At 59.7% G+C, this 26,993-nt stretch carries 24 protein-coding genes and 3 tRNA genes; 11 read left to right on the top strand and 16 right to left on the bottom strand.

The genetic code is table 11. The features are described from left to right. Positions 1-1,035: a sulfotransferase gene (locus JL474_RS09135; RefSeq protein ID WP_203141791.1), complete on the top strand. Its 1,035-nt coding sequence runs from the start codon at positions 1-3 to the stop codon at positions 1,033-1,035. Next, the gene (locus JL474_RS09130; RefSeq protein ID WP_203141790.1) at positions 1,032-2,030 is read left to right on the top strand and encodes a sulfotransferase family protein; all 999 of its coding nucleotides are present in this window, start codon (positions 1,032-1,034) and stop codon (positions 2,028-2,030) included. Before JL474_RS09135 ends, JL474_RS09130 begins: the two co-directional genes overlap by 4 nt. Before the next feature lie 12 nt (positions 2,031-2,042). Here the strand turns inward: JL474_RS09130 and JL474_RS09125 are convergent, their stop codons facing one another. The 4 genes from JL474_RS09125 to rfbB all read right to left on the bottom strand — a co-directional run bounded on the left by JL474_RS09125 (position 2,043) and on the right by rfbB (position 5,783). Further along, positions 2,043-2,687 (bottom strand): WbqC family protein, encoded by a 645-nt coding sequence (locus JL474_RS09125; RefSeq protein ID WP_203141789.1) that lies wholly within the window; start codon positions 2,685-2,687, stop codon positions 2,043-2,045. Positions 2,688-2,784: 97 nt separating this feature from the next. After that, on the bottom strand, positions 2,785-3,900 hold the full coding sequence (locus JL474_RS09120) for a DegT/DnrJ/EryC1/StrS family aminotransferase (protein ID WP_236012118.1): 1,116 nt from the start codon (positions 3,898-3,900) through the stop codon (positions 2,785-2,787). After that, entirely contained in the window at positions 3,851-4,732 is an 882-nt protein-coding gene (gene rfbA / locus JL474_RS09115; protein ID WP_123634966.1) for a glucose-1-phosphate thymidylyltransferase RfbA, read from the bottom strand. The genes JL474_RS09120 and rfbA overlap by 50 nt, the downstream gene beginning before the upstream one ends. Before the next feature lies 1 nt (position 4,733). Continuing rightward, positions 4,734-5,783 carry a dTDP-glucose 4,6-dehydratase gene (rfbB, locus tag JL474_RS09110; RefSeq protein ID WP_203141788.1) on the bottom strand — a complete coding sequence of 350 codons (1,050 nt, stop codon included), beginning with the start codon at positions 5,781-5,783 and terminating at the stop codon, positions 4,734-4,736. A gap of 233 nt (positions 5,784-6,016) precedes the next feature. Here rfbB and JL474_RS09105 point away from each other — a divergent pair, with 233 nt between their 5' ends. Continuing rightward, the gene (locus tag JL474_RS09105; protein ID WP_203141787.1) at positions 6,017-8,017 is read left to right on the top strand and encodes a tetratricopeptide repeat protein; all 2,001 of its coding nucleotides are present in this window, start codon (positions 6,017-6,019) and stop codon (positions 8,015-8,017) included. A gap of 60 nt (positions 8,018-8,077) precedes the next feature. On the opposite strand, the gene JL474_RS09100 is transcribed toward JL474_RS09105, so the two are convergent. Both JL474_RS09100 and JL474_RS09095 read right to left on the bottom strand, forming a co-directional pair. Continuing rightward, a complete protein-coding gene (locus JL474_RS09100; protein ID WP_203141786.1) occupies positions 8,078-8,728 on the bottom strand; it encodes a TIGR04282 family arsenosugar biosynthesis glycosyltransferase in 651 nt (216 codons plus the stop codon). After that, positions 8,706-9,416: a TIGR04283 family arsenosugar biosynthesis glycosyltransferase gene (locus tag JL474_RS09095; RefSeq protein ID WP_123634970.1), complete on the bottom strand. Its 711-nt coding sequence runs from the start codon at positions 9,414-9,416 to the stop codon at positions 8,706-8,708. Before JL474_RS09095 ends, JL474_RS09100 begins: the two co-directional genes overlap by 23 nt. A 160-nt stretch (positions 9,417-9,576) precedes the next feature. Between JL474_RS09095 and JL474_RS09090 the strand changes: the two genes are divergently transcribed. Further along, a tRNA-Arg gene (locus JL474_RS09090) sits at positions 9,577-9,653 on the top strand. Positions 9,654-9,682: 29 nt separating this feature from the next. Here the strand turns inward: JL474_RS09090 and JL474_RS09085 are convergent. Then, the gene (locus tag JL474_RS09085) at positions 9,683-10,375 is read right to left on the bottom strand and encodes an SDR family oxidoreductase (RefSeq protein ID WP_223807924.1); all 693 of its coding nucleotides are present in this window, start codon (positions 10,373-10,375) and stop codon (positions 9,683-9,685) included. 184 nt (positions 10,376-10,559) lie between these two features. Between JL474_RS09085 and JL474_RS09080 the strand changes: the two genes are divergently transcribed. Further along, positions 10,560-11,201: a hypothetical protein gene (locus JL474_RS09080; RefSeq protein WP_123634971.1), complete on the top strand. Its 642-nt coding sequence runs from the start codon at positions 10,560-10,562 to the stop codon at positions 11,199-11,201. Between the two features lie 15 nt (positions 11,202-11,216). On the opposite strand, the gene JL474_RS09075 is transcribed toward JL474_RS09080, so the two are convergent. Together JL474_RS09075 and JL474_RS09070 are read right to left on the bottom strand one after the other, a co-directional pair. Beyond that, entirely contained in the window at positions 11,217-11,837 is a 621-nt protein-coding gene (locus tag JL474_RS09075) for an L-threonylcarbamoyladenylate synthase (protein WP_203141785.1), read from the bottom strand. 76 nt (positions 11,838-11,913) lie between these two features. Beyond that, the gene (locus JL474_RS09070) at positions 11,914-12,249 is read right to left on the bottom strand and encodes a BolA family protein (protein ID WP_123634973.1); all 336 of its coding nucleotides are present in this window, start codon (positions 12,247-12,249) and stop codon (positions 11,914-11,916) included. 134 nt (positions 12,250-12,383) lie between these two features. Here JL474_RS09070 and JL474_RS09065 point away from each other — a divergent pair, with 134 nt between their 5' ends. The 4 genes from JL474_RS09065 to JL474_RS09050 all read left to right on the top strand — a co-directional run bounded on the left by JL474_RS09065 (position 12,384) and on the right by JL474_RS09050 (position 19,842). Next, a complete protein-coding gene (locus tag JL474_RS09065; protein WP_203141784.1) occupies positions 12,384-14,537 on the top strand; it encodes a DNA topoisomerase III in 2,154 nt (717 codons plus the stop codon). Positions 14,538-14,715: 178 nt separating this feature from the next. Then, on the top strand, positions 14,716-15,462 hold the full coding sequence (locus tag JL474_RS09060) for a response regulator transcription factor (protein ID WP_203141783.1): 747 nt from the start codon (positions 14,716-14,718) through the stop codon (positions 15,460-15,462). 30 nt (positions 15,463-15,492) lie between these two features. Continuing rightward, positions 15,493-17,136: a FecR domain-containing protein gene (locus JL474_RS09055; protein WP_203141782.1), complete on the top strand. Its 1,644-nt coding sequence runs from the start codon at positions 15,493-15,495 to the stop codon at positions 17,134-17,136. A gap of 87 nt (positions 17,137-17,223) precedes the next feature. Continuing rightward, the gene (locus JL474_RS09050; protein WP_203141781.1) at positions 17,224-19,842 is read left to right on the top strand and encodes a CHASE2 domain-containing protein; all 2,619 of its coding nucleotides are present in this window, start codon (positions 17,224-17,226) and stop codon (positions 19,840-19,842) included. On the opposite strand, the gene JL474_RS21510 is transcribed toward JL474_RS09050, so the two are convergent. Continuing rightward, positions 19,834-20,958, bottom strand: a complete 1,125-nt coding sequence (locus JL474_RS21510; RefSeq protein WP_236012117.1) for a fibronectin type III domain-containing protein — start codon at positions 20,956-20,958, stop codon at positions 19,834-19,836. The genes JL474_RS09050 and JL474_RS21510 overlap by 9 nt on opposite strands. 260 nt (positions 20,959-21,218) lie before the next feature. Between JL474_RS21510 and JL474_RS09040 the strand changes: the two genes are divergently transcribed. Continuing rightward, entirely contained in the window at positions 21,219-21,713 is a 495-nt protein-coding gene (locus JL474_RS09040) for a GNAT family N-acetyltransferase (RefSeq protein WP_203141780.1), read from the top strand. 618 nt (positions 21,714-22,331) lie between these two features. Here JL474_RS09040 and JL474_RS09035 read toward each other — a convergent pair. Together JL474_RS09035 and JL474_RS09030 are read right to left on the bottom strand one after the other, a co-directional pair. Continuing rightward, positions 22,332-22,408, bottom strand: a tRNA-Met gene (locus JL474_RS09035). A gap of 71 nt (positions 22,409-22,479) precedes the next feature. Beyond that, positions 22,480-22,556, bottom strand: a tRNA-Met gene (locus JL474_RS09030). 236 nt (positions 22,557-22,792) lie between these two features. Between JL474_RS09030 and JL474_RS09025 the strand changes: the two genes are divergently transcribed. Then, the gene (locus tag JL474_RS09025) at positions 22,793-23,833 is read left to right on the top strand and encodes a GGDEF domain-containing protein (RefSeq protein ID WP_203141779.1); all 1,041 of its coding nucleotides are present in this window, start codon (positions 22,793-22,795) and stop codon (positions 23,831-23,833) included. Positions 23,834-23,857: 24 nt separating this feature from the next. Here the strand turns inward: JL474_RS09025 and rnhB are convergent, their stop codons facing one another. The 4 genes from rnhB to fabZ form a co-directional block, all read right to left on the bottom strand. Beyond that, a complete protein-coding gene (gene rnhB / locus JL474_RS09020) occupies positions 23,858-24,526 on the bottom strand; it encodes a ribonuclease HII (protein ID WP_203141778.1) in 669 nt (222 codons plus the stop codon). After that, entirely contained in the window at positions 24,513-25,682 is a 1,170-nt protein-coding gene (lpxB, locus tag JL474_RS09015; protein WP_203141913.1) for a lipid-A-disaccharide synthase, read from the bottom strand. Before lpxB ends, rnhB begins: the two co-directional genes overlap by 14 nt. 76 nt (positions 25,683-25,758) lie before the next feature. Continuing rightward, on the bottom strand, positions 25,759-26,550 hold the full coding sequence (gene lpxA, locus JL474_RS09010) for an acyl-ACP--UDP-N-acetylglucosamine O-acyltransferase (RefSeq protein ID WP_123634981.1): 792 nt from the start codon (positions 26,548-26,550) through the stop codon (positions 25,759-25,761). Then, positions 26,550-26,987, bottom strand: a complete 438-nt coding sequence (gene fabZ / locus JL474_RS09005; protein ID WP_123634982.1) for a 3-hydroxyacyl-ACP dehydratase FabZ — start codon at positions 26,985-26,987, stop codon at positions 26,550-26,552. Before fabZ ends, lpxA begins: the two co-directional genes overlap by 1 nt. Positions 26,988-26,993 lie beyond the last annotated feature (6 nt).

The following is a 26,993-nucleotide window of genomic DNA, read 5'->3' as shown; positions in this document are numbered from 1 at the left end:
ATGCAGAAGCCCGTCGAGACGACCCGAAGCCAAGAGACGAAGCGCAATCCTGATCTGGAGGCATTGCTCACGGAATTAAACGACGCTCTCGGCTCCTGCTCACGGCAGCCAAGTGTCGATTCTTCGGAGTCCGTCCCCAAAATTTTCGTCTTCGGACCGATGCGTTCGGGTACGACGCTGATGATGCAGTGCCTGTCTCAGGCGGGACCGTTTGCCTACCCAACCAACCTTTTATCCCGCTTCTACAAAGCCCCGTTGGTGGGGACCCTGATACAGCAAATGCTGTTCGATCCACGCTTTCAGTTTCGGGATGAAATGGCGCTGGAGTTGCCGGAGCATCTGTTCAGCTCATACAACGGGAAGACGTCAGGCCCTCTTTCCCCGAATGAATTCTGGTATTTCTGGAAACGATTTATTCCATTTGTCGATGGGCGGCCGGAGGCTCCTACGGGAAAGCAGGCGAAGGCATTCCAGGCGGAATTGAATGGCATATCGAACAAACTCACCAAGCCATTTGCCCTCAAAGCAATGATTCTCAACGAACATGCTGATGCACTCTATTCCCTGTTTCCGGGATCGTTATTCATTCGTATGGTTCGAGATCCCGTCTTTAACATTCAATCCGCTCTGGAGGCCCGCCAACGTCAGTTTGGTGATATGGAGACCTGGTATTCGTTCAAGATAAAAGCCTTCGACGAACTCAAGGAGCTTGACCCCCTGCACGCTGTCGCTGGACAGGTCCATGCTATCAACCAAGCCATCGAGCTCGGCTTTGCCAACATCCCAGACACCCATCAACTCACGGTCTCATACGAAGCGTTCTGCGATACCCCCGGGACCTATCTGAAAGGTATCGCGGAAAAAATTCAGGAGCACGTGGATCCCGATCACTGGCGGGAACTGCCTGAGAAGTTCAAAACCACCAACCAATGGCGGTTGAGCCGGTACACAGAGCAAGCAGCGCGTGATGCCAGCGAAAAGATGGAACGGTTTATCCGCAACGCTTCGTCCACACGAGGCAGCGAATCTGCATGAGCCTTTATTTCCTGATGTGCTCTGAGCGTTCGGGCAGCAACTTCATCACCCAACTTCTCAATGGCCACAGCCGAATTTGCGGTCCCGCCACCAAACACATCTTCAACCCGGTCATCCGCAATCTCTTCCGGTATGAACCATTGAACCAGAGCGCTCATTGGGACCAGCTTCTGGATGATATTGAAAGGATGATTAATGTGCCCTTTTCGGTCTGGCGTCAGGTCTTCGACAAAGAGGAACTGACCAAACTGGCATCGGCTGGGGATATTGGAGGGCTGTTGAGCGGTATCTTTGAGCTGGAAGCCAAGGCAGCGGGTAAGCCTGACGTTTTCATAAAGGAAAATCAGCTCTACGAGATACTCCCTTTCCTGCTGCTTCGCTTCCCTGATGCCAGATACGTCTATCAAACACGGGATCCGAGAGATATGGCTTTGTCATGGCGCGCGAATCCAGATCACCCCGGGGGTCTGATAGCAGGAGCGCGCCGATGGAAAGCGGATCAGCAACGTTTCATGCTGGCCCACAATGAACTGAAAGCCCGGAATCTGTCGATTTTTTTAAGATATGAAGACCTGCTGGACGATCCTCAATACGAGCTTGAACGCGTCCTCAATGTGCTCGGGCATGCGTTCGAACCGAGCATGCTCACATTCCATCAGGATGAATTGACTCAGGAAAATGCAAACCAGCAGTCTGCCTGGAAAAATCTTGGTCAAGGCGTCATGAAAAACAACAAAGCCAAGTATCTAAAGACGCTGTCGCAGCAGGAGATTTCGTATATCGAATCCATCTGTCGTCACGAAATGGCACTTCTGGGTTACCGGCCCGAGACGAGTGCTGCTGAACTCGACGCCATTGAAGAGAGTCTCATTGCTGAGTATGAAAGAGAGGAACAGCGAGCGTATCCCGCCGTTCGGGGTCCTGGCGTGAAGGCTAACATGGAGGCCAAGCGCGCTTTTTACGAACGTTTTCTCCCCGGTCAGCGATTCAGCTGAAGGCCCTGCCCCTCACAATGAGTTGGCGAGCATGCCGAAACCCGACCGAACCGACCGGAACAACGTCGATTCGTAGCTATCAACGGGCTCATCCAAAAACCGCAAACGAAGGCCCGCCTCAGAAAACCGTTCCTCGTGATAGAGCCCAACGCCACCGGGCAAATTCAAATATTCCGACGCGCCCATCTCGCCAGCCAGTTTCAGGATTTTATCTTCACCCGCACCCTCACCGAGACTCGGCAACACAGATGACGATCGGACGATGTCGCAAGTCAGCCCCAGCCCGGCTGACATCCAGCGAATAGACCGTTCCAGGTAATCAACCGGCAACTCGGACGTTTCCGGCCATGGCAAGCTTTCGATAGGCTCTCCAGTGCCATTCCACGCGTGTTCCAATCGACGTTTCTGACTGTCGATCCATTCAGGCAACCCGGCCTCCCGGAACCGCAACTCCCGTATTTCAGTCGACTGGGCGGCTTTCTGTAGCGGGAGAGTCACCCAGACCCAATCGCCATTAATCAGGCCTCGATTACGGTGAACCCAGCCTCTTCGGGGGAATTGCACATTGTCGAAAAGCAGGAACACATCCGCTTCCTTGAGCAGCCTGAAATAACCGATATACGGGAAAAAATACGGCTGCATGATTGCGAGGCGCATTGGCGAACTCTCGTTATTGATTGTCAAACCTGGTCATGAGGCCATAGCCAAATGCAGAGTGTCTGGAGCGGCAGAATCCAAAAACAAGCGATAGGCACTAAGACACATCATCATTTACCAACTGGCGAACACGGCTAACGACGCGGTCTATGTCAGAATCGGCAAGCTGGTCATAAACCGGCAAACACAAGATTCTGTCCGTCTGCGCCCCTGCCAGGGTCGACCTGATCCCAGTGTAAAGCCCGAGACTGTCCAGCGACGGTGAGAAGTAAGCCCGACATTCAATGCCCTCAGAGCGCAACGTATCCTTGATGTAATCCCGCTTCTGGCGATTGCCGAGCAGCACCGGAAGATAGGCGCCATTTCGGGTCGCATCAGGATGGCATTCCGGAAATTGCACAACGCCTTCCAATAACGATCGATACTGTTCCGTAATGGCCACACGTCGGGCAATGATTCGGTCGATGTCCTCAAGAACGGCAAGCCCCATAGCGGCATGAAGCTCGCTCATTTTTCCATTAATGCCCACGCTATGCGGCTGCCCATCGACAAAGCCGAAATTAATCAACTCGCGAGCCCTCAGAAGATCAGCTTCGTGCTTGAACACGATTGCCCCACCTTCCCCTGTATGGAAAAGCTTGGTGGCATGAAAGCTCAGAGTGGCAGCATCCCCCCAACGCAGCAGGCTACGCTGTTTGTAAAAGACACCAAAGGTATGAGAAGCGTCATAGATCAGCTTGATCTCGCGCTGCTCCGCCAACGCTTCAAAAGCCTCAACCTCACAGGGGTTGCCATAGGTATGCACGGGCACTATAGCTGACACGTCCTCATCAAGATGCTTATCCACATCCAGGGGATCAAGGTTCAATGTCGCAGGATCAATAGCCGCATAGATGGGACGAATCCCTTGCCAAGTCAACGATGAGCTGGTGGCGGGGAAGGTGAAGGGTGTCGTGACAGCAGCGCCGTTAATGTTGAGCGCCTCGAAGGCAATCTGCAGCGCCATCGTTCCATTGGCGACCAGAAGCAAATGCTCTACGCCGAGGTAGTTTTTCAGCTTTTCCGTTAATTCTTGAACCAGCGGGCCATTGTTGGTGAGTTGCTCGGAGGCGTAGACACGGTCAAGATAAGCGTCCAGACGCTCACGGGGCGGCAAATAAGGCTTAGTCACCGGAATCATATTCATCCACCAGAATGCGAACGTAGTCTCCATAGCCATTGCTGGCCATAAACGAGGGTAACCCGCGAATATCGGTCGTCGAGAGCCAACCCTGCTTGAGGGCGATCTCTTCAAGACAGGCAATCTTGAAGCCCTGCCGCTTCTCGATCGTCTCCACGAATTGGGCGGCTTCCAGCAAACTTTCGTGCGTTCCCGTATCTAGCCAGGCAAAGCCGCGCGTCAGTTTCTCGACAGCGAGTTTTCCGCGCTCCAGGTAGACCTGGTTTACCGATGTTATTTCCAGCTCTCCCCGACCGGAAGGCTTGATTGATCGGGCAATATCGATGACGTCGTTATCGTAGAAATACAGCCCGGTCACCGCGTAGTTGGATTTTGGCCGACGTGGCTTCTCTTCCAGAGAGATCGCACGACGATCCCGGTCAAACTCAACCACACCGAATCGCTCCGGATCCCGAACCTGGTAGCCGAAGATTCGAGCGCCTTCTTCAAGCCCCGCCGCCTCGCGCAACTTTGGTGAGAAGCCCTGCCCGTAGAAAATGTTGTCCCCCAGAACCAGGCAAACAGAGTCCTGCCCAATGAATTCTTCGCCAATCAGGAAGGCCTGCGCCAATCCTTCCGGTGCCTGTTGGACGGCGTAGGATAAACGGATCCCAAAGCAGGCACCGTCGCCCAGAATGCGCTGGAAGCTGTCGCTATCCTCGGGTGTGGTGATAATGAGAATGTCGCGGATCCCAGCCAGCATCAGCACTGACAGCGGGTAATAGATCATAGGCTTGTCGTACACCGGCAGGAGCTGCTTGGAGACACCCATGGTGATGGGATAGAGCCGCGTGCCGGAGCCTCCGGCCAGTATGATGCCCTTCATATTATCCCGCACTCCCTGAACCCAACCGGCGCCCATCCGCCCCACTGCCAAACAGCCAGTCCTGATGATCGACGTACCAGGAGACGGTCTGCTGAATACCGGCTTCAAAGGAATAATGCCGTGTCCACCCGAGCGTCCTGAGCGCCTTGCTGGGCGAAACCGCGTAGCGGCGATCGTGGCCTGGCCGGTCATCCACAAACCGGATCAACGGACGGTAGCCACCCGGTCGCGGAATCAACGGCTGGAGTTGGTCGCAGATAGCCTCGACGACCTCCAGATTGGTTCTTTCCGACTCGCCGCCGACCAGGTAGGTTTCACCCAATTCACCACCGCAAAGGATCCGGAAAAGCGCCCGCGCGTGATCATCGACATGCAGCCAATCCCTGATCTGGTCGCCCTGACCGTATAGTGGCAACGGTTGCCCGCGCAGTGCATTAAATACCGTCAGGGGAATCAGCTTCTCAGGATACTGGAACGGCCCGTAGTTGTTGGAACAGTTGCTCAACACCACGGGAACGCCATAGGTGCGCCCCCATGCCCTGACCAGGTGATCCGATGCGGCTTTTGTTGCCGCGTAGGGAGAACTCGGCGAGTAAGGCGACACTTCATTGAATGGTGGCGCATCGGGCGACAAATCACCAAAGACCTCATCCGTACTGATGTGGTGAAAGCGGAAGGCGTCGCGTGACTCGGTGGAAAGTTGCTTCAGGTATTCCCTGGTCGCTTCCAGAAGAACAAACGTTCCTACGACATTGGTTTGCAGGCAGGCTTCCGGGCCATCGATCGAACGATCGACATGGGATTCCGCGGCCAGGTGCATGACGGCATCCGGACGATGCCGTTCGAAGACGCTCGTCACGGCCTCACGGTCGCAGATATCCACCTGTTCGAAATGGTAGCGCGTGCTTGCCCTCACGGCGTCCAGCGCTTCCGGACTGGCTGCGTAGGTCAGCTTGTCCAGATTGATCACTGAAACGTCGGCTTCCTGAATTAAAAACCGGATCAACGCAGAGCCAATAAAGCCCGCCCCTCCGGAAACCAGTACCTTCATATTGTTCTTCAACTCGTTGCGGCAACACTGAGCATAGCGGAGCAACATCCATACCGAAACTGATCCGGCCGTTTTATTTACGACAAAGTCTTTTAAAACAGTGGATTGTAGAAATTATCGACAGATTGGCACAGCTTTCGCTCCACTCACCTCAACATCGATTCATCGTCATAAAAGCTGCAGATTCTTGCCGCCTCACTTAAAAAGCGGCCAGAACGATCACGAGGTGAAACATGCAGGCACAACACCAACCCCAAGTCGCTTCCCGCAACCAGGCGACCATCGCGCGTCTGTTGCTGGCCGCCAACAGCGCCTACGGCGAGTCCAACCGGCCGGACAACAGCTACACCCAGCGCGTGGAAGCCCGGGCTGAGAGTCGGCAGTTGCTGGCCCAGGTGATGGAGCTCAGCCACGAGAACGCGGCGGCGTGGGGGCTGTTGGGGCGCCTGGAGATGGACGACGGCAACCTGGATACCGCCAGGGCCCTGTTCGAACGCAGCCTCGACATCAATCCGGACCAGCCCCAGCAATATACCAACCTCGGCTACTGGGCCCTGGCCTGCGAACGTCCTGCCCTCGCTGAACAGTATTTCCAGGAAGCCCTGCAACGGGACCGGCAGTCTGCCGCCGCTTTCTGTGGGATCGCCCACGCGAAACGGCGGCTGGGTCAGTTCGATGTGGCTTACCTGCATTACCGCAAACTGCTGCAGCTCGACCTGAACTGGCCGTCGGTCTGCGCAGGCATGGTGGCGTGCGCAGGTCACTTGCAGGTCGACCGGGCGGATCAGGAGCTGGCTTACGACGCCATCACATTGCTCAGCCGGAATGACGTTGCGCACCAGGAACTGGGTCGTTTCGCGGCGGGCATCCTGTGCCAGCAGTACGATCTGGATAACCCCAACGCGGCGGTCCTGCTCGAAGCCGCCGCCGAGGATGAACTGCTCCTGCTGGCGCTGGAAAAGACACTGATGCCGGATGCCCGGATCGAAAATCTGGTCACTCTGCTGCGCCATGCGATTCTGGCGGAAATTGCACAAACCGCAACGCTCCGTGACGACATGCATCGGCTTGCGGCCGCGATCGCCCTCTATGCCGACCGGACCGGTTACGCACTGCTGGTCAGCGACGCCGAGGAACGGCTGATAGACGCAATCAACAACAGCATCCGCGCCCAGTTCGCCATGGGTGAGCGTCTGGAAGACATCGCCGGCTCGCTAATGATCAGTGCCCTGTACGGCGCCCTGTTCCATCAATCCTTCGCTGTCGATATCGGCCACTGGAACCTGACGGAGTGGCCCGTCGGCCTGCAACCCCTGATGGCCGCCAGCTACTACAACCGCGCGATGGAAGAAGCCATCAAACAGCCTTTTGAAGAGAAAGCCGCTGAGCTGACACTGGAGCGAGCCGATGTGCCGCAAGCCTGGCCCACGTGGCAGACGCTGTCCCACCACAGCGAAAGCAGCCTGAAAGCAGTGATGAAAGCGAAGCTGGGCCTGAACACCGACTCGCTGCCGGATACCCTGCGCATCATGGTGTGTGGCGCCGAGTCCGGGCAACGGGCGCTTGAGCTCGCCGCCTCTCTGAGCGACGTCGAAATTGTGGCAGTGGACGAGTCTCTCCCGAACATCGCTCGCGCCAGTCGGACCGCCCAGGAAATGGGGCTGAACCACATCGTGTTCTGGCCCTGGTCACTGGCCAGTCAGTTCATTGCGGATGGCAACCAGGTGCACTGGCTCGAAATCGGTCGCCTCCCTTCAGAACAAATGAGCTCGCTGTCACTGGCCCAACTGGTCGATCAGGCCAGCGGCCAGGGCGCTGTTGTCCACCTGCACACGCGAATTGAAGGCGACTCGGAGGCCGACAGCCATATTCGGCAGCTTATCCGTCAACATGAGCTGCCGGAAACCCGCGCGTCACTGCGTCGACTCCGGCGCATGATCATCAATAACGCCCAGGATCCGGAACTTGGGGCGTTGCTGCGCGAAGATGATTTCTATGGTGCGGGGGGCTGCCACAATCGTTGGTTCCGTCCCCAGGACAAAACCCAGCTGGCGGGTCTGATCAATCTGCTGAGTAATGAAGTGAACTGGAAGCTCGTCCGGGCCCAGGACAGCGACGGCCACAGCCTCGCTCTGGCGCCGGTGCAGAAGCAGCTTCAGGCGGAAGCAACAGGCAGCAACGTGCAAAGCGTTCAGGGCCAGCCGCTGACGCTGTACTTCATGAAGCGGCGTTAGTCCTCATTAAGCCACCCGCGTCGGTCCTGCCGATCGCGGGTGGTTGAAAGCCTCCCCCGATCAGCTACTCCGGCTCTCGAGAAAACGCTGCCAGTCCGCCACATCATCCACATCCCACCGATGGGCCAGCTGCCGGACCACAAAGTCCGCTTCAGTCAAAGCCTGGACGGTTTGCTCGAGCGCTCTTGAAGTGCCCCACTCGATACCGGTCAACGCATCCCCAAGATCACAGCGGGTACCGATCAAGACAAAACCGCCATCGTCGGACGGTCCCAGAACCACATCCGCCTCGGCCAGCGCAGCAAACGCCTGACTGACATAGTCCGGGTCAACCGACGGGCAATCACTGCCGACAATCACCGCCTTCGGCGAGTTTTCCAGTGCGGCGCCCAGCGCATGGGCCATGCGCGCGCCGAGATCCGTGCCTTTCTGGCTGAACTGAGGAATCGCCAAATGGTGCAGCTGAGTCAGAAGCTTATCGGCGTAGACCTGCACTCCGGGTGGCCGGGGCCTGTCCCACCAGAATGAGAGCGGATAAGCCGTTGCCGAGAGCGAGTCGAGCACCGCCGTCGTCAGAACCAAGTGCGCTTCAAGGGCTTTCTCGTCGCCAATGCCGGCCGCCAACCGGGTCTTGACCTGGCCCGGCTCTGGCCACTTGGCAAACTGGATCAGCACGCCGTCGGACGACTCACTCGGATTTGGTGCGTGCATCGGGGTAATAGACCTGAGCCAGCTTGAGCGGGTCTTCGCCCCGCCAGTAGCGCCAGCGCAACTGCCACATCAGCAGTATGGTTTTGAGGACGCCCTGTCGCTCCCACCGACGGCTGTCGGTGGTTACCCGGGAATGGATACAGTAAGGACGGGAAAGCGCCAACAAGCGTCGACTGAGGGCGATGTCTTCCATCAACGGCAGGGCTTCAAAACCACCCACCTCCTGGAAAATCACACGCCGCGCGAATATGGCCTGATCGCCGGTAGCAATGCCGGTGATGCGTGAGCGCTGATTCATGAACCAGCCAATCACCCGGAAGATCAAACTCTCCCCGGACAAACGCACGTCGAACCGCCCCCAGGCCGCGGGGCTGTCAACGAACTGTTGCAACTGCGGCAGGGCATCCAGGGGCAGCCTGGAATCCGCATGCAGGAAGACCAGCACCTCGCCGCCTGCCAGGGCAGCCCCCGTATTCATCTGGTTGGCTCGCCCGCGCGGTGCCGAGACCAGCTGATCGCAAAGCGGCTCCGCGAGATCTCGCGTGGCGTCACTGCTGCCGCCATCCACCACGATCACCTCGTGGCCCTGATCGCGCCAGCCCTGCAACTCATTCAACGCCACGACAATGCCCTCCGCCTCGTTCAGGACAGGCAGGACAAAGGAAACATGCAGGGGTACCGTACCCAAGGAAAACTCCGTGACATTGCACAGGAAATGACGCTATTAAATTAACAGGTCCGGTCCCCTGCAGCCAAGCGTGAAAGACGACGTCGGCAACCCGGTAGAGGCCTCTGGTGCTCGCAGGTTGAGCCCGGCGCACCCCATGGGTATGATACCGGACCCGCGCGCCCCCGTAGCTCATCTGGATAGAGCGGTCCCCTCCTAAGGGACAGGTAGCAGGTTCGAGTCCTGCCGGGGGCACCATTGCCTTTCCCGCTGATTACAGCGCCTTGTCACTCCACCTTCGGTGTCGGTCGCACCAGGATTTCGTTCACGTCGACATGGGCCGGTTGTGACACGGCATAGATCACCGCGCGGGCAATGTCGTCGTCGACCAGCGCATGCTCGGGCTTCTGATCGAAGAACGGCGTGTCGACCATGCCGGGCTCAATCAGCGTGACGCGAATGCCCGACCCTCGCAGCTCTTCCCGCAGACCATAACCGATCGCCGACACGGCCCATTTGGTCGCGCTGTACATGGATCCGGGAATGGTCGCCCGTCCGGCGGCGGAACCGGTCAGCAGCACCTGCCCTTTCGATTCCCGTAATGCCGGTAAAGCCGCCTGTAAGGTCAAACCAACCCCGTAGACGTTGGTGAGGATCATATCCCGCCAGGCTTCGTGATCGGCACCGCTGAATCCACCCGGTGAGCCGCCGCGTCCGGCGTTGGCAAAGACCACGTCCAGGCGCCCGAAATGTTCCAGCGTCTTGCTGACCACTGCTTTCTGCTGGTCGAAATCCTGGACGTCGCAGGACAGCGCCAGCGCCGTGGACTCGCCACCCAGCTCCTCCTGCAGCGATCGCAATTTGTCGACGGAACGCGCCGCCAGCGCCAGTCGATAGCCTTCTTTGGCCGCAGCCCGGGCTGTCGCGGCACCAATGCCTGAAGAGGCTCCTGTAATCAACATGACCTTGTCTGTCATCATCCGTCCTCCTGTTCGTCGGTAGATTGTGTCGAAGGTCTACGCCCGACACTAACATGTGGACTTCCGTTGCCGGGCCTCGGGATGGTCTGGGCAAGGACACGCTCGCGTTCACGCCCAATTGGCCCACATTATGCAATCCGATACCGGTAAGCGTTGAAACCTTGACGTTCGGGGATCGAAAACCATGTCTCTGCTAACATCACTGATGCGGGCCGGCACCAGTTTCCAACAGGCCACAGAAAACCGGGCAGCCCAGAAGGCGGCCACACAAGCCAATGCTGGCGCGGATGTCGAGAAATCGGCTGCCACCGACAGTGACAGCGTCACGATCAATGGCGGGGAAACCCACAAGGCATCCAGCAAGCTGTCGGTGAATTCGTTCAAGCAGAATGTGGGGCAGGATCATGCCTTTGTGAAGGATACGCTGCGGCACAAACTTGCCGAGTACGGGCTGAACCCGGCAACACGCATTGCCGTCTCCAGGAAAGAGTCCGGCGATTTCTCCATCAACGCGCTGATGCCGGAATCGACCCGCCAGCAGATCGAGAAGGACCTGGATAACAACAAAGCGTTCAGGCAGGCGTTTGGCCGGCTCAGCGTGAACGAGCCGACCGTCTCCTTTGTGGACACTGCCTTGCGCCTGAACCAGGCCTATGGCGTCAGCAACAGCGTGCTGGACCAGATGGTCAGCGAAAACCAGCAGTTCAATGGGCTGCAAGACCTGGCCCACCGCTACGACAGTCTGCGCAAAAACGCCGGCGCCACCGCCCTGGAAGCGGCCGGCCAGAATCGCCAGTACGCCTTCAGCCTGAATACCCGGGCCTGATCCGGTCGTACGACCTTACTGGAACGGGCTGGGATCTCCCTTGCCAACCCGGGTCACTTCCGGGACTTCCCCGCAGAAGTTCACAACCGTCGTTGCCTCGAAGCCACAGAACCCGCCGTCAATGATCAGGTCCAGTTCATGCTCGAGGGTCTCACGAATCTCGTACGGGTCGGTCATCGGTTCGGTCTCACCGGGCAGGATCAGGGTGCTGCTCATGATCGGCTCTCCCAGCTCCGCCAACAGGGCCTGGACAATGGGGTTGTCCGGCACGCGCAGACCGATGGTGCGGCGCTTGGGATGCAATAACCGACGCGGCACTTCGCTGGTGGCATCGAGGATGAACGTGTAAGGACCGGGCGTGAAATTCTTGAGCAGGCGGTACTGGGTGTTGTCCACCTTGGCGTACTGCCCGATATCGGACAGGTCGCGACACACCAGCGTGAAGTTGTGCTTGTCGTCGAGGCGGCGAATGCGCTTGATGCGATCCGTCGCCTGTTTGTCTTCAAGCTGACAACCGATGGCATAGGCCGAATCCGTGGGATAGACCACGACACCGCCCTTGCGCAGGATGTCGACAGCCTGGTTGATCAGGCGCAGTTGTGGCGTCTCCGGATGAATCTGGAAAAACTGGCTCATGGGGCATCCTTTTTGATTGAGCGAAATAGGTCATCCGGTCAGGACCGGTGCAATCATGTTCCTGGCGACAGTGAGCTTACGCCTTGTCGTGCCGGGACCCGCCAAGACACTGGGGCGATGCTGGCGATACCCCGTTGCGGGCCTGCCATTCCTCGGGCGTATACAGATGCAGGGCAAGAGCGTGGACGCCGGCCTGCAACTCCGCTCCGAGCGCACCGTAGATCGCCTGGTGCCGTTTGACGCGGTTCTTGCCGGCAAAGTCGTCACTGACCAGCGTCACCTTGAAATGCGTCTCCGAATTCGGGGGCACACTGTGCATGTGGCTTTCGTTTTCGACCGCCAGGTGCGTCGTCTGGAACCCCTGGTTCAGCTTCTGTTCAATGGCAGTCTGGATGGGTGCCGTTTCGGCCATAAAGAACCTCCCTTAACAATACGCTCTATTGTAACGTAATCCCGACCCCGCCTGCTTGAGAAGACGCGGTCCACCCTTGACACGATCCGGCGGGTTCGCCATCTTCCATCGCCTGTTTCCGACCCGGTATCACCATGCGCCTGTTCATCGCCGAAAAACCCAGCCTCGCCCGCGCGATCGCGACGGCCCTGCCCGGTCATATTGAAAAAGGGCAAGGCTACCTGCGCTGCGGTGACGGCGACGTGGTGACTTGGTGCATCGGCCACCTGCTGGAACCGGCGGAACCGGCCCACTACGACCCACGCTGGAAGTCCTGGCGCCTGCATGAGTTGCCGATTTTCCCGGAGCAGTGGGCCGTACTGCCCAAAAACAACGTGCGCAACCAGCTCAAGATCCTGGAGACGCTGGTTGGCCAGGCGACAACGATCGTCCATGCCGGCGACCCGGATCGCGAGGGCCAGCTGTTGGTCGACGAAGTCCTGCGCTACTGTCGCGTGCGCATGCCGGTCGAGCGGCTGCTGATCCAGGATCTGACCCCCACCGCGGTGGTGCGGTCACTCTCGCAATTGCGCGACAACCGCGAGTTCCGGCATCTGTCCCACTCTGCCCTCGCGCGACAGCGGGCGGACTGGCTCTACGGCATCAACCTGACCCGGGCTTACACCCTGCGCTACCAACAACAGGGCCAGCAAGGCGTCTATTCCGTGGGCCGGGTCCAGACGCCGGTTCTTGGATTGGTGGTGGAGCGGGACCTGACCATCGCCAACTTCGAACCCAAGCCGTTCTATACGCTCACCGTCACCGGAGCGAGCCGTTCGGAACCGCCGGAAACGTTCACGGCCCGCTGGCGACCGGGGGAAGCCTTCCGACAGGCCATGGACGAAGAGGATCGCGTCCTCGACCGAAAACTGGTGGAAAAGGTCGCCGCCGACGTGGATGGCCAGACGGGCACGATTACCCAGGCCCGCTTCCGTGAACGCAACGAAGCACCGCCGTTGCCGCTGTCCCTGTCGGCCCTGCAAATCGAGGCCGGTCGCTTGTACGGCCTGGGGGCAAAAGCCGTACTGGATGCGGCCCAGTCCCTGTATGAAAAGCATCAGCTGATCACCTATCCCCGATCGGATTGCCGATACCTGCCTGAGGAACACTTCGGGCAACGCCACGCCGTGATCGAGGCGCTGCAATTTATCGCGCCCGGCCTCTCCAGACTGGCACAGCAAGCCGAACTCAAGCGCCACTCCCGCGCGTGGGACGACAAGAAAGTGGATGCCCACCACGCGATTATTCCTACGACCCGGAAGCGGCCGGCGGGCAATCTCAGCCGATCGGAGATGCGCGTCTACGAGCTGATCAGCCGCTACTACCTGATGCAGTTCTTCCCCGATGCCGTTCACCGCGAAGGGCGACTGGACCTGACCGTGGCCGACTATGACTTCCGCGCCACGGAAACCGGCGTCCTGGACGCCGGTTGGAAAGTGCTGGAAATCCGCCTCAAAGAGCAGAATGAAAAGCCGGCACGGCCGCTGCCCCGACTGGACGTTGGCGATCCGGTCGATTGCACATCGCCCCAGATCAAAGATCGGATGACGCAGCCACCCAGCCATTTCACCGACGCCACGCTGCTGTCGGCCATGACAAACATCGCCCGTTTCGTGTCGGACGCCGAGTTGCGCAAAACGCTGCGCGACACAGATGGCCTGGGCACCGAGGCTACCCGGGCCGGCATTATCGAAACCCTGTTCAAGCGGGACTACCTGATCCGTGACGGTCGCGCCATCAAGTCGACGGAGAAGGGGCAGGATTTGATTGGCGCACTCCCTGCAGCGGTGGCACGGCCGGACATGACTGCGCTCTGGGAAGCCACGCTGGAGCGGATTCGCCAGGGCGAAGGTGACCCGCGGGCCTTCCTGGCCTCGATTGAAAACCAGATCGGCGAACTGCTCGGCCCGATCCGCTCTGCGCCAGCCGCAGGCGGCGCCTCAACCGGGTCGGTGGAGCAAACCGGCGTCCATTGCCCGGCCTGTCGAGCCCCGATGCGGGAGCGGACCGGCAAGTTCGGCCGGTTCTGGGCCTGCACGCGCTACCCCCAATGCAAAGGCACGCGCCCAATCGAAGACGACAGTGATCACAACGACGGCACCGACCAGGCACCCGTGCCCTGCCCGGCCTGCTTTTCGCCCCTGGTGCGTCGTCACGGTAAAAAAGGCTGGTTCTGGGGCTGCAGTAATTTCCCCGCCTGCCGACAAACAGTAGGGGATGTCGACGGAAGGCCGGGTCGCCCGCAGTAGATGTCTCGCCCCCGCCTGAACGCACGCTATCCGTCGCCGTTTATTACAGACCTCTGGAACATTCGGGCGATCTGGTTAACAGTACGCTACACATTGACACTGACCCCTCGCTGGCAATTTGCAACAATATTCAATGCGATGGCGGTAATGGCGCACGACAATACGCAGGAGACTTTCAATGCGAATCGCATTACTGGAAGACGAGCTGGCTCAGGCAAGAAACATCGAAACCCTGCTGGCCGACAATCAACACCAATGTGACAGCTTCCAGACCGGCCAGTCTTTCCTGAGTGCCGTCACACACCGCAGTTACGACCTGCTGATCCTCGACTGGCAGATTCCGGACATGACCGGGATTGACGTTCTGAAAAGCGTCCGCGCTCAGCTCAACTGGCCCATTCCCGTGGTCTTCCTGACCCAGCGCGACAGCGAGCAGGACATTGTTCAGGCACTGGACGCCGGTGCCGACGATTACCTGTCCAAGCCGGCCCGTCCGGGCGAGCTGCTGGCGCGCATCCACGCGCTGGCCCGACGCAGCAATCCAGAGGTCGATCGCCCAGTACTGGAGTTCGGACCGTTCACCATCGACACCAAGGCACGCACGATTGTGCTGCACGGTGAGCAAGTGACGCTGACCGACAAGGACTTTGACCTGACCCTGTTCCTGTTCCAGAACAAGGGCCGCCTGCTCACCCGTGAAATGTTACTGGAGCGGGTCTGGGGCGTGACCCGGGACATCAACACCCGGACCGTAGACACCCACATGAGCCGCCTGCGCCGTCGCCTGGGCATCAAGCCCGAGAACGGCTTCCGCATCAAGACCATCTACCAGCGCGGCTACCGGCTGGAATCGATGGACGAGATCGCCCTGGATGCGGACGACGACGGCTCGCTACCGATCGGTGACTCGCCGTCCATCCAATGATGTCTCCGACGGGCTAGACGATTCATGCCGATGCTTTCCACTGTCATCCGTGCCGCCGCCCGGCTCCTGGGCGGCCTCACGTTATTGATCCTGGCCTCGCACACCCAGGCGGACCTGTCCGTCACCCATGGGTCACAACAGGGCAACCTGCAGGTGGCCCAGGCCCATGGCGTGGATGACTGGCGCTACACCCTGCGCCCGGGCGAGACCGTGGAACAGGTGGGCAAACGCCTACTGGCATCCACCCACAACCTGAATCAGCTCCTGCAGCATAACGGGGTGTCCAGCCCCGGTGACATCGTGCCCGGCCAGAGCATCCGCATCCCGGTCAACTGGCTTGAGAAGAGTCCCGAACCCGCCGTGGCCCTGGCCGTTTCCGGACCGGTTCAGCACGTCGACGGTGTGACCGGGCGGCGCCAGGCGCTGACGGCACAGTCCCGCATCCGAGCCGGTGACGAAATCGCGACGGGTAGCGGTTTTGCCGTGGTTCAACTGGCAGACGGTTCCCTCCTACGCCTCGGGCGCAACACCGACCTGATGTTCAACCGGCTTACCCGCTTCGGCAAGACCGGCATGGTGGACACCCGCATGCGCCTTGACCGGGGTGAGCTCGACGCGGAAGTGGAAAAGCTGATCGACAAAGGCTCGCGCTTCGAGGTTGATACGCCCTCTGCTGTGGCCGCTGTGCGGGGAACCAAATTCAGCCTGCAAGCCACCTCATCGAAAACCCAACTTCAGGTGACCGAAGGCAAGGTCGAATTCGGACCACACGGCCGCACGGTTGGTATACCGGCCGGCTACAGCGGGACGGCGGGCCTGGGCACCCAAAACCCGGTGGACATCCGGCATTTGCCGCCGGCGCCCGAACCCGGCGCGATCCCCGGCACCACCAACAAGATGCCGCTGGACATCGCCTGGCAGGATATCCAGGGCGCCCAGGCCTATCAGATGGACATTTTCAACACCGACACAGGCAATTGGGTGGCACGTAAAACGTCGTCGTCGCCCAAAATGCGCCTGGATAATCTCGCCAATGGCCATTACCAGGTGCGGCTGGCGGCCATCGACCGCCATGGCAATCCCGGCATGCCCGACAAGCAGTCCATTACCGTGGATCAGAAAGCCCGCGCCGCCGAGCTGCAAACCCCCGAAGCCGACGCCAAAATTGATGACAAGATGCCGTCGTTTGCTTGGACCTATGAAGGCGATAACGAGGTAGGCCGGGTGGAAATTGCCAGCTCATCTGACTTTTCGGACCTGGTGGCCACCAGCGAGTGGGCGCCGGACAGCAATGCAATTCCATCCCGCGCCCTGACTCCTGGCGAATATTACTGGCGGGTGGTGACCCGCACCGGGGGTAACTCCAGTGCCACCAGCCAGCCGCGTAAACTGGTCGTCAATGGCACCCTGCCACCGGCACGGATCATCAACATCAACTACGTCGACAGCCAGGTACGGATCTTCTGGCAACAGGTCGCAAGCGCCGACAAGTACCAGCTGCAGCTGTCTGAAGACCCGTCTTTCAAGCACATCATCAAGGAGGCGAACGTGGCCGACACCACGGCGGCCTTGCGCCTGATTCCCGGAAGGCGGTATTTTGTGCGGCTGAAAGCGCTTTCTGATGGACCGATCAACGGCCGATGGGGACCGGGCAGGGAGCTATTTGTCAATTAAACCGTAACGGATGGAGTCCGTGTCAAAGCGTCGCAAACGCCACGTTTTTTCACACCTCCAGGAAACGGGCTTCAATAAGCGAGACGCATGCACAGGGATTGGTTCCGACTGACACGCACTGCCTGGAAGCTGGCCCTCCCCCTTATTCTCATTGCGTTCGCACTGAAATTTGCCGGCCTGCCTCAGCGCCTCGACCTCTGGCTCTACGACACCCTCGCCCTGAGCACGCCTCTCGCACCGGCTTCTAACCTGGAGCTGGTGGCTATCGACGAGAAAAGCCTGCGTGAGCTCGGCCGCTGGCCCTGGCCCCGTCAGCGCCATGCCAAGCTCATCGAGCGCCTGACGGAGGCCGGAGCCAACGTCATCGTCTTCGATGTGCTGTTCAGCGAAGCCGGTCCCGGTGATGATGCTCTGGCGGCCGCCATGAAGGCGCATGGCAAGGTCGTCCTGCCGGTTCACTTATACCCGTCCACCGCCGACGCCCCGCTCACCGAACAGCTACCGACACCGCAATTGACCCAGGCTGCCGGGGCGCTCGGCCATGTCCATGTGGAGTTGGATGAAGACGGCATCGCCCGCGGCCTCTACCTCTACAGCGGTCTCGGCGAGGCCACCTGGCCGGCGTTATCCGTGGCCGCCGCACAACTCGGCGGCAGCGATGTGCCGGCCCGCAACTCGGGTGAGAATCAGGCGTCCCCCTACGTGAATGTCCGCAGCCAGTACGCCTATATTCCGCTTTCGGGACGCGTCGGGACGATATCCACCACGTCCTACAGCGATGTGTTGCAGGGGCGGGTGTCCATGGACCGCTTCGCCGGCAAGACGGTCTTTGTCGGTGCGACAGCCCCGGGCTTTGGTGATGTACTGCCAACGCCGCTGTCTGGCCTGGCAGCCCCCATGTCCGGCGTCGAATTCCATGCCAATGCCTTTTCCGCCCTGGTCCAGAACAAGCTGATGATCACCATGCCGCCCTACCAGCAATGGCTGCTGCTCGTGGCGATCATCCTGTTCATCAGCCTGGCCCTGCCCCAGCTCAAACCGTCCCATACCCTGTGGGTCTGCCTGATGACCAGCGCATTGCTGTTGCTCGCGACCACTTTGCTATACCGGCATGCCAATGTCTGGATTCCGGTCTCCCAATCGCTGCTGATCCCGCTGATCGCCTACCCGCTTTGGAGCACCCGTCGCCTGACGCTGCTCAATACGTTTCTCAATCGTCAGCTCGACCTCCTCAGCCGCGACCCCGGCCTCGGCCTCAAGGAACCCAACGATCATCAGCCGCTGCGCGTCCTGGAAGACCTCTCCCAGCTCTTACAGGCCCGAGGCTGGTGGCTGTCCCAGGATGACGACGTGCTGGCCTGTCACAGCCTCTCAGAGGTGGACAGGCCGGATCGGCTGACTGTTGGCCTGTGGATGCATAAAGGCGACCAGAGCTGGTTGCGCTTCAAACGCGGTGAACGGCAGTTCGATATGGGGCTGGCGCTGCCGCCGAGCCTGACCCGGGAAGCCAGCCGCCGCTACCTGCAACGGCTGCGACTGGACCATCCCGGCCACGGCGGCGGTGTGGAAAAGGACTACCCGGCGGAGAACATCGGCGCGCGCATCGAGCGGGTCCGGGGGGCCATCGAATCACTGACCGGGATGCGGGAATTCATCGGTCGCGGCTTCGAGCGCATGCCTGACGGTGTGATCGTGACCGATGCCCTGGCGACCATCCAGTTCGTCAACGGTCACATCGAGGAGTGGTTCGGCGAGCCACGGCCAAGCCTCATTGGCATGCCACTGCCCGGCCTGCTCAACGCCCATGACCCCAGAGACGGCACGCCCTGGCAGGAAACCATTGCCGACACGCTGACACTCGGCCAGACCCGTACCGTCGATCTACGCGTACGCGGCATGGATCTGCTGATCCACCTGGCGCCGTTCAGCATGTCCGATCACGAGCAGCACGGCATCATCGCCAACATCTCCAATATTTCCGAGCTGCGCGAGCAGCAGCGACAGCATCGGGAAGCCATCGACTTCATCTCGCACGACGTGCGCTCGCCCCTGGTCTCCCAGCTGGCCCTGATCGCCCAGCTCAAGCGGCGCCCGGAATCCATCGGCCCGGAGCAACTGGAGCAATTGGGCAACCTGGCTCGGCGCAGCTACCAACTGGCCGAGGAATTCGTGCAGCTGGCCCGGGCCGAGCAGTTGACCGAGACCCGGTTCTACGACTGTGAATTCCTGTCCGTGGTCGAGAACGCCCGCGACAGCGTCAGCGAACAGGCCCAGAGCAAAGGCATCGAACTCGCCCTGCACGGTCTGGACGACATCTGGCTGCGGGGCAACGCCGAGTTGCTGGAGCGAGCGGTCATCAACCTGCTGACCAACGCCGTGCAATACAGCCCACCGGGCTCCACCGTCACCATCCAGGTGTTCCGGGCCGGCCATCAGGTTTGCCTGACGATCTCCGACGAAGGGATGGGCATCGCGGCTCATGAACTGCCTCATTTGTTCGACCGTTACCGGCGCCAGAAGAGCACGGAATTATCCGGCAACCGGGGCGCCGGCCTGGGCCTGTCGTTCGTCAAAGTCGTGGTGGACAAGCACAAGGGGGAAATCAGCGTGGAGTCGAAGGAAGGCCAGGGGTCGTCGTTTACCCTGCGTCTGCCGGTGGCCGATCCGCTGGCCACCATCGCAGCTGAGACCTCAGACTCAGATTGACTTGCTCACTACCTGGGACAGGGGGCTTGTCAGCCCTTCGGTATCGATCGCCCGAACAGCAAAGTACCAGTCACCTGAATCCAGGTTTTCAATGGTATGGGTCGTGGTGCTGGCGCTTGAGATCGTAATGGTGTTGTCGAGACGATCGGCGCTGTGCCCGTAGACGATCTCGTATCCCTGCAGCTCACCCATGGCGATGCTGTCGCCATTCATGCGGGTGAGCGGTGCATCCCAGGTCAGCGTTGCCGTATGGTCAACAATGACGCCGCCGCTGTTATCGCTGGGCGTATCGGCCTCGCTCCCGTTACCGGCGACGACCGCATAGTAGGCCTGGGTGCGGGTGGAGACCTCATCCAGTGTCGCCACGACCGAGGCATTGTTCACCTCGGATTTCAGCCCTTCTGACAAAACGGCAGCTTCCAGCATGACCGATTCCACAGACAGGTTATTGCCGCCGTCGGACGCCGAAGAAAAGCTTCCCTCGTCACGAATCAGTGACTCGCTGTCCGTCAGGACTTCTTCGATGGATTGCCAGTGGTCGCCATCGACCAGTGACAAAAATGCGGCGTTGATAACGGCCAGCTGCACCGCGTCAGTACTACCGGAAAAGCCGTTGAGTCGCACCAGATCCGGCGGCGGCAACTGCAGGGTACCGGCCTGGAGACCAAAGGCCGACTCCATCTCCGCGTAGGCCCGGGTGAGACTGGTCGCGGAGAACCCCACGTCAGAGGCCTCAGCGAGAGCAACGGCCAGACTTGATAGAGGAGTCAGATAAACCTCGCGAGTGTCTGACAGGTTGACCGCACCTCGCAGCCGGAAATTATCATTCAGCGGGAAGGTCTCGCCAAAGGCTACTGCGCTGGACGTGCCGGTAAAACAGGACGGTACGACGTCACAGGTCATCCGGGTAGCGCCATTGGCACGCAGTTCAACCAGGATCCAGCCAGAGGCCTTGCGCTTGATCGGCAACTGGAAACGCCCCTGCTTGTCGGTCGTCACGGAATCACCCAGAGCGCTGCCGATTTCGAAACGCCCGGTGTCCGCGTTCTTATCAAGCGTCCAGGCGGTAACGTCACCATCACTGATAATGCCCTTGATCGCGCCACCATTCAGCACGATAGACTCGGACGTGGCACTGGACGAAGTGGAGACGTCATCCGACGATCCACCGCCACCGCAGCCAACAAGCAGAAGGGATAATGTCAGACTGGCAATCCCTGCCCATGACCGATTAATGACGGTAAAAAACATGTTTTGACACCACTAATTTGACGATACAGCGTCACTGTATCCAAGCGGCGTAAAAACTAATGTGTTTTACGTCATTTTATGGTTTATTTTTTAGCCAATATTTTGACACTAATTTGGACGACGCCATGGCCAAACGCACCACTCACTTCGCCATCCGACGATTCCGGCCGGAATTCGACTGCGCAGCCATCGGCGCCCTGTACAGCCAGTCGATCATCGAACTGGGCGCGACAAGCTATGAACCGGACGTGATCGAGGTCTGGCGCCAATGGGGCGAAAGCACCCAGGCCATCGCCCTGACTCTGAGCCAGGGGCAAACCCTCATCGCCCAACACAGCGGCCGGATCGCAGGCTTCGCTCAGCGACAGCCGTACGACCACATCAATATGCTGTACACCCACCCGGACTTCGCGCGCCGCGGCATCGCCTCGGCGTTACTTGAAGAGCTGCTGATATCCGCCCGCCGTGACGGAGTGCGGGAACTGTCGGCGGACGCCAGCCGGGTATCCAGACCGCTATTCGAGAAGCACGGCTTTAAAGCGGATGAAGTGGAATGGATCGAGAGGGAGAATTTGAGGATTGAGCGCTTTCCGATGACGTATTTGCTGGATGACGACTAAAGCACCCAGTTGGAGTGGAGCTGGAGCTTTAACAGGGACCGAGGGCAGGCTGGGCTGACAAAGGAAGCCCAGCACAAGCGCATACCGGACGCTCCTGTTATCGCGAAAATGCGTCGAGCATGGGCGCTTGGCGACCATCAGGCTGAATGAGAGCGGCGACAAGCCCCGATTGTTGGGCTTCCTGCGTCAGCCCAACCTACGATACTAACGCATCCAGTTGGAGTGGAGCTGGAACTTTAACAGGGACCGAGGGCAGGCTGGGCTGACAAAGGAAGCCCAACACAAGCGCATACCGGACGCTCCTGTTATCGCGAAAATGCGTGGAGCATGGGCGCTTGGCGACCATCAGGCTGAATGAGAGCGGCGACAAGCCCCGATTGTTGGGCTTCCTGCGTCAGCCCAACCTACGATACTGAAGCGCCTGCTACATCTTAAAGCCCGGGCACAAACAAAAAAGGCCAGTCCTCAGACCGGCCTTTCTCATATTGGTAGCGGGGAGCAAGTGCGATGAAGCACTTGCGGCAACGCCATTTCCGCGCGAAGCGCCAAAAAAGGAGTTGACTCACAAAGCCCCCCAGGAACAAAAAAGGCCAGTCCTCAGACTGGCCCTTCTCATATTGGTAGCGGGGGCTGGATTCGAACCAACGACCTTCGGGTTATGAGCCCGACGAGCTACCAGACTGCTCCACCCCGCATCAAAACGGCTTTTAACTTTAGACCGAGAACTCTGGAAGCGTTCCCGGAAACACCCAACTTTGGGTAAACGTGGTAGCGGGGGCTGGATTCGAACCAACGACCTTCGGGTTATGAGCCCGACGAGCTACCAGACTGCTCCACCCCGCATCAAACTTTTAGAAATCAAGCACTTCGTGAATGTGCCCTTGATCTCAGTGGCGCGAATAATACGGCCTTGCGGGGTGGGTGTCAAACGTTTCTCGTAGCGGATTTCACACATTGTAAAACCACGCATCAGTTCCGGCGCCGGGCTTGCCAATTGACGCATTACAGGTTATTCAGAAAGATCATAAATGGACGATACGATCAGCACGCCTTGTGCTGAGCCTTTCACCGGACCTGTCATGCCGTCATCCGATCACAAACATGCCACTCATCGCCTGGAGGCCCTGATTCAGCAGGCCCGCCGCAATGAGGCGATCGCTGCAAAGCTGTTCGACATCGAGCTGGATATGCTGAGGGCCGCCGAGCTGAGCCAGTTCGCCGATGGCCTGACCGAGCAGGTCCGGGATCGATTTGAACTGGATGAGGTCTGGTTTGCGCTGACGGATATCGAAGACAACCGCCGCATCCTTGCGCTGCTGGGCGAACAGGGTGGCCTTTCCGAGCGCCTGCTTGTGAGTGCGGTCGACTTTCTCCGCCTGACCGAAAACAGCGATACGCCGGTTCTCCGCGACAACATCCGTCCCCTGCAGACGCTCGTTCCACGCCACCTACGGAGCCGTATCCGCTCACTGGCCATTCTGCCCCTGCAGATGGAGGGACGACTGATCGGCGCTCTGATACTGGGATCCGGCGATGTCACGCGCTATCAGCCGGAGATGGAATCCTTCTTTCTCCACCAGCTGGCGATCAAGGCCTCTGCCGGCTTGACCAGCATATGGGCGCGGGAGCAACTTCGCCTGCTCGCCACACGTGACCCGTTAACCGGCCTGCGCAATCGACGGGATATGGAAGCGGTGCTGGGACAGGAACTGGGCCGATCACAGCGTCAAGAGCAGCCACTCGCCCTGCTCTTTCTCGACCTGGACGACTTCAAGACGGTCAACGACACCTGGGGGCACGAAGCCGGCGATGCCTGCCTGGTCCACGTGGCCCGCCGAATGCAATCGCTGATGCGCCGGGATGACAGCCTGTTCCGCTTCGCTGGCGATGAATTTATCGCTTTACTCCCCGGACAGACGGAAGAGCGGACGGAACAGATCGCCAGCCGGATGCAGGACGATCTTAAATCAAATCCGGTGACGATCCGTGGGGAGGCGGTTTCGGTCAGCTTCAGCTACGGCATCGCCTGTATTCGCCCGGAAACCAACACCGCGACGGAAGAACTTCTGCGACTGGCCGACCAGCGACTTTATGAAATGAAGCGACGCGCACCGGCCTGATGCGAGCGCGACGCAACCAACGCCTCAGACGTCAAACAGATCTGTGGGAAAGGCCGGGGCCGAAGCCGTTGCCGCACCGACGCTCTCCAGCGCTTCCCTGACAGGACGAAACGAGCGACGATGGACAGGCGTCACGCCCAGACGCGCCAGGGCTTCAAGGTGAACCGGGGTCGGATATCCCTTGTGGGCACCGAGGCCATAGCCGGGGTAATGATCTTCCAACGCCAGCATCTCCTGATCGCGCGCCACCTTGGCCAGGATCGACGCGGCACTGATGGCTGCGACGCGGCTGTCGCCCTTGACCACCGGCTCACTGGGCCAGCGCCACTTCGGACAGCGGTTACCGTCGACCAGCACATGTTCTGGCGCCGGTCGCAAGCCACCCAATGCCCGCTCCATGGCCAGCATCGTCGCCTGATAGATGTTCAGTTCGTCGATCTCATGCACTTCGCAGCGCCCCAAACACCAGGCCAGCGCCTTTTCCCGGATTTCACCAGCCAGGGCCTCGCGGCGCCGCTCTGTCAGCTTCTTGGAGTCGGTCAGGCCTTCGATCGGCCGGGCCGGGTCAAGAATAACCGCGGCAGTGACGACAGGCCCCGCCAGCGGACCTCGCCCCACTTCATCGACACCGGCCAGTAAATCGCCCTGATACGCCGCCACAAACGGCTGTCCGACCAGACTAGCGGCGGCCATCGACGCCCCCTTCAATCAGCGGCACCAAGGCCTCGGCCGCGCGTTCATTGGCATTGCGGCGCAACATATCATGCAATTCGGAGAAAGCCTCTTTGAGCGCGTCAATGTCCGGCCCCGGCGTCAGCCGGTCCAGTACCGCCTGACCAAGCGCTTCAGGAGTCGCCTTATCCTGTAGCAGCTCGGGCACCAGTTCCCGACGGGCGAGCAGGTTGGGCAGCGCGACGTGCGACACCTTAACGAGGTGAGAAGCAAGAAAGTAGGTAAAGCTGTTCAGACGATAGCCCACCACCATGGGTTTCTTGAGCAGCATCGCTTCCAGCGTGGCGGTTCCAGAAGCCAGCAACACCACGTCAGCTGCAGCCATGACATCCCTTGAACGCCCCAAAACCAGACGCACCGGCAGCTTGACGTCCATCGCGTCGAGCAGTGCTTCCAGCTGCATTTGCCTTGCACGATTCACACAGGGAATGACCAGTTGAAGATCCGGTTTACGGGACTGCAGCCAACGCGCCGCTGCAAGGAAAAGCTCGCCGAGCCTCTCCACTTCACCAGCGCGACTGCCGGGCAATATGGCCAGCACCGGCGCAGACGCGTCAAGGTCCAGCGATTGTCGGTACGCCTGGGTGTCCGGCTCCATCGGAATCGCATCGGCCAGCGGATGCCCGACACAAGCCACCGGCACATCGTGCTCTTCGTAGAACCGGGCCTCGAAGGGAAACAGCGTGAGCATCTTGTCCACCGCCCGCGCAATCTTGTGGATGCGCTTACGGCGCCAGGCCCAGACGGACGGGCTGACGTAGTGTGCGGTGCGGATCCCGGCCTCGCGCAACTGCAACTCCAGGCCGATGGTAAAGTCCGGGGAATCAATGCCGATGACGATGGCCGGCGGCGTGGTCAGGAAGTAGTCGCGCACTCGCTTGCGAATGGAGACCAGCTCTCGCAGACGCTCGAGCACCTCCACCAGCCCCATGACGGACAACCGATCCATGGGCACCAGGGAGTGAAAGCCCTCGGCCTGCATCTCTTCACCACCAATGCCGGCAAAGCGGGCATTCGGATAGCGCTGGCGCAACGACTGGATGAGCCCGGCGCCCAAAATATCGCCGGACGCCTCGCCCGCGACGATACCGATGGTGAACGCACGCTCGCTGACAATGGAGGCTTTCGGGGACGCGGCCTCGTGCTTGACTGAGACCGCAGGGAAAGGCGGGGATTCCGTCACGGTCACCCCGTTATCGAACGATACCGCGATGCGCGATGCGCAGGGATTCGATCAGCGCATCAAGCTCAGGCTGGCCGGAGAAATCCCGCTCCAGTACCTCAAGGGCCTGTGCCAGGGTGTGCCCCTGCCGGTAGATCACCTTGTAGGCCCGACGCAACTCGGTGATCACCTCACGGCTGAAACCGCGCCGTTTGAGGCCCTCGGCGTTCAAACCATGAGCAGACGCCGACTGGCCACTGGCCATGATATAAGCCGGAATGTCTTTCAGGACGATACTGCCGCCAGCGCTCATGCTGTGGGCGCCGATATGGCAGAACTGATGCACCATCGTGCCCCCACCCAGAATCGCCCAGTCACCCACCGACACGTGGCCGGCCAGGGTCGCGCAGTTCGCTAGGATGGTGTTATCGCCCACAACGCAATCGTGCGCCACATGCACATAGGCCATCAGCAGGTTGTTGCTGCCAATCACCGTTTCACCCCGATCCTGGACCGTGCCACGGTGGATGGTGCAGTTTTCACGGATCTCGTTGTTGTCACCGATAATCAGCCGCGTCGGCTCACCGGCGTACTTCTTGTCCTGGCACTCTTCGCCCACACTGCAAAACTGGAAAATGCGGTTATTGCGGCCGATGACGGTCGGCCCCTTGATCACCACATGGGACAGAACTTCCGTACCGTCGCCAATTTCCACATCGGGTCCCACATAACTGAAGGGACCCACGGTCACGTCCTTCCCCAACTTCGCTCCGGGATCAACGATCGCCTGAGGATGGACTCCCGACCAGACCTGTGTCGCCATCAAACTTCTCTCTCAGCGGTCATGATTTCCGCGACGCAGGCAACCTTGTCATCCACCAGCGCGCGGCAGTCAAACTTCCAGATGCCGTGCTTGTCCGAAATGAAACGGGACTCAAGACGCAACTGGTCTCCCGGTACCACCGGCCGCTTGAAGCGTGCCTTACTGGAACCGGCGAGGTAGTGTATCACGCCATCGGACGGTTTCCGGTCGACAGTCACAAACCCGAGAATCCCTGACAACTGTGCCATGGCCTCAATAATGAGCACACCCGGCATGATCGGCTTGCCTGGGAAGTGTCCGTTGAAGAACGGCTCGTTAATCGAAATGTTCTTGTAGCCGACAATGGACTGCCCTTTCTCGACTTCCGTGACGCGATCCACCAGCAGGAACGGATAGCGGTGGGGCAGGAATTCCATAATTTCTTCAATATGCATCATCAGGTA

Source organism: Marinobacter mangrovi, assembly GCF_016798325.1.
Lineage (GTDB): Bacteria > Pseudomonadota > Gammaproteobacteria > Pseudomonadales > Oleiphilaceae > Marinobacter_A > Marinobacter_A mangrovi.
This window is presented reverse-complemented; position numbering and strand designations above follow the sequence as displayed.

Bases quoted from the DNA above. Each gene is read 5' to 3' on its own strand.
- JL474_RS09135 (WP_203141791.1), top strand. From the start codon at position 1: ATGCAGAAGCCCGTCGAGACGACCCGAAGCCAAGAGACGAAGCGCAAT.
- JL474_RS09130 (WP_203141790.1), top strand. From the start codon at position 1,032: ATGAGCCTTTATTTCCTGATGTGCTCTGAGCGTTCGGGCAGCAACTTC.
- JL474_RS09125 (WP_203141789.1), bottom strand. From the start codon at position 2,687: ATGCGCCTCGCAATCATGCAGCCGTATTTTTTCCCGTATATCGGTTAT.
- JL474_RS09120 (WP_236012118.1), bottom strand. From the start codon at position 3,900: ATGGAGACTACGTTCGCATTCTGGTGGATGAATATGATTCCGGTGACT.
- rfbA (WP_123634966.1), bottom strand. From the start codon at position 4,732: ATGAAGGGCATCATACTGGCCGGAGGCTCCGGCACGCGGCTCTATCCC.
- rfbB (WP_203141788.1), bottom strand. From the start codon at position 5,783: ATGAAGGTACTGGTTTCCGGAGGGGCGGGCTTTATTGGCTCTGCGTTG.
- JL474_RS09105 (WP_203141787.1), top strand. From the start codon at position 6,017: ATGCAGGCACAACACCAACCCCAAGTCGCTTCCCGCAACCAGGCGACC.
- JL474_RS09100 (WP_203141786.1), bottom strand. From the start codon at position 8,728: ATGCACGCACCAAATCCGAGTGAGTCGTCCGACGGCGTGCTGATCCAG.
- JL474_RS09085 (WP_223807924.1), bottom strand. From the start codon at position 10,375: ATGATGACAGACAAGGTCATGTTGATTACAGGAGCCTCTTCAGGCATT.
- JL474_RS09080 (WP_123634971.1), top strand. From the start codon at position 10,560: ATGTCTCTGCTAACATCACTGATGCGGGCCGGCACCAGTTTCCAACAG.
- JL474_RS09075 (WP_203141785.1), bottom strand. From the start codon at position 11,837: ATGAGCCAGTTTTTCCAGATTCATCCGGAGACGCCACAACTGCGCCTG.
- JL474_RS09070 (WP_123634973.1), bottom strand. From the start codon at position 12,249: ATGGCCGAAACGGCACCCATCCAGACTGCCATTGAACAGAAGCTGAAC.
- JL474_RS09065 (WP_203141784.1), top strand. From the start codon at position 12,384: ATGCGCCTGTTCATCGCCGAAAAACCCAGCCTCGCCCGCGCGATCGCG.
- JL474_RS09060 (WP_203141783.1), top strand. From the start codon at position 14,716: ATGCGAATCGCATTACTGGAAGACGAGCTGGCTCAGGCAAGAAACATC.
- JL474_RS09055 (WP_203141782.1), top strand. From the start codon at position 15,493: ATGCTTTCCACTGTCATCCGTGCCGCCGCCCGGCTCCTGGGCGGCCTC.
- JL474_RS09050 (WP_203141781.1), top strand. From the start codon at position 17,224: ATGCACAGGGATTGGTTCCGACTGACACGCACTGCCTGGAAGCTGGCC.
- JL474_RS09040 (WP_203141780.1), top strand. From the start codon at position 21,219: ATGGCCAAACGCACCACTCACTTCGCCATCCGACGATTCCGGCCGGAA.
- JL474_RS09025 (WP_203141779.1), top strand. From the start codon at position 22,793: ATGCCGTCATCCGATCACAAACATGCCACTCATCGCCTGGAGGCCCTG.
- rnhB (WP_203141778.1), bottom strand. From the start codon at position 24,526: ATGGCCGCCGCTAGTCTGGTCGGACAGCCGTTTGTGGCGGCGTATCAG.
- lpxA (WP_123634981.1), bottom strand. From the start codon at position 26,550: ATGGCGACACAGGTCTGGTCGGGAGTCCATCCTCAGGCGATCGTTGAT.
- fabZ (WP_123634982.1), bottom strand. From the start codon at position 26,987: ATGATGCATATTGAAGAAATTATGGAATTCCTGCCCCACCGCTATCCG.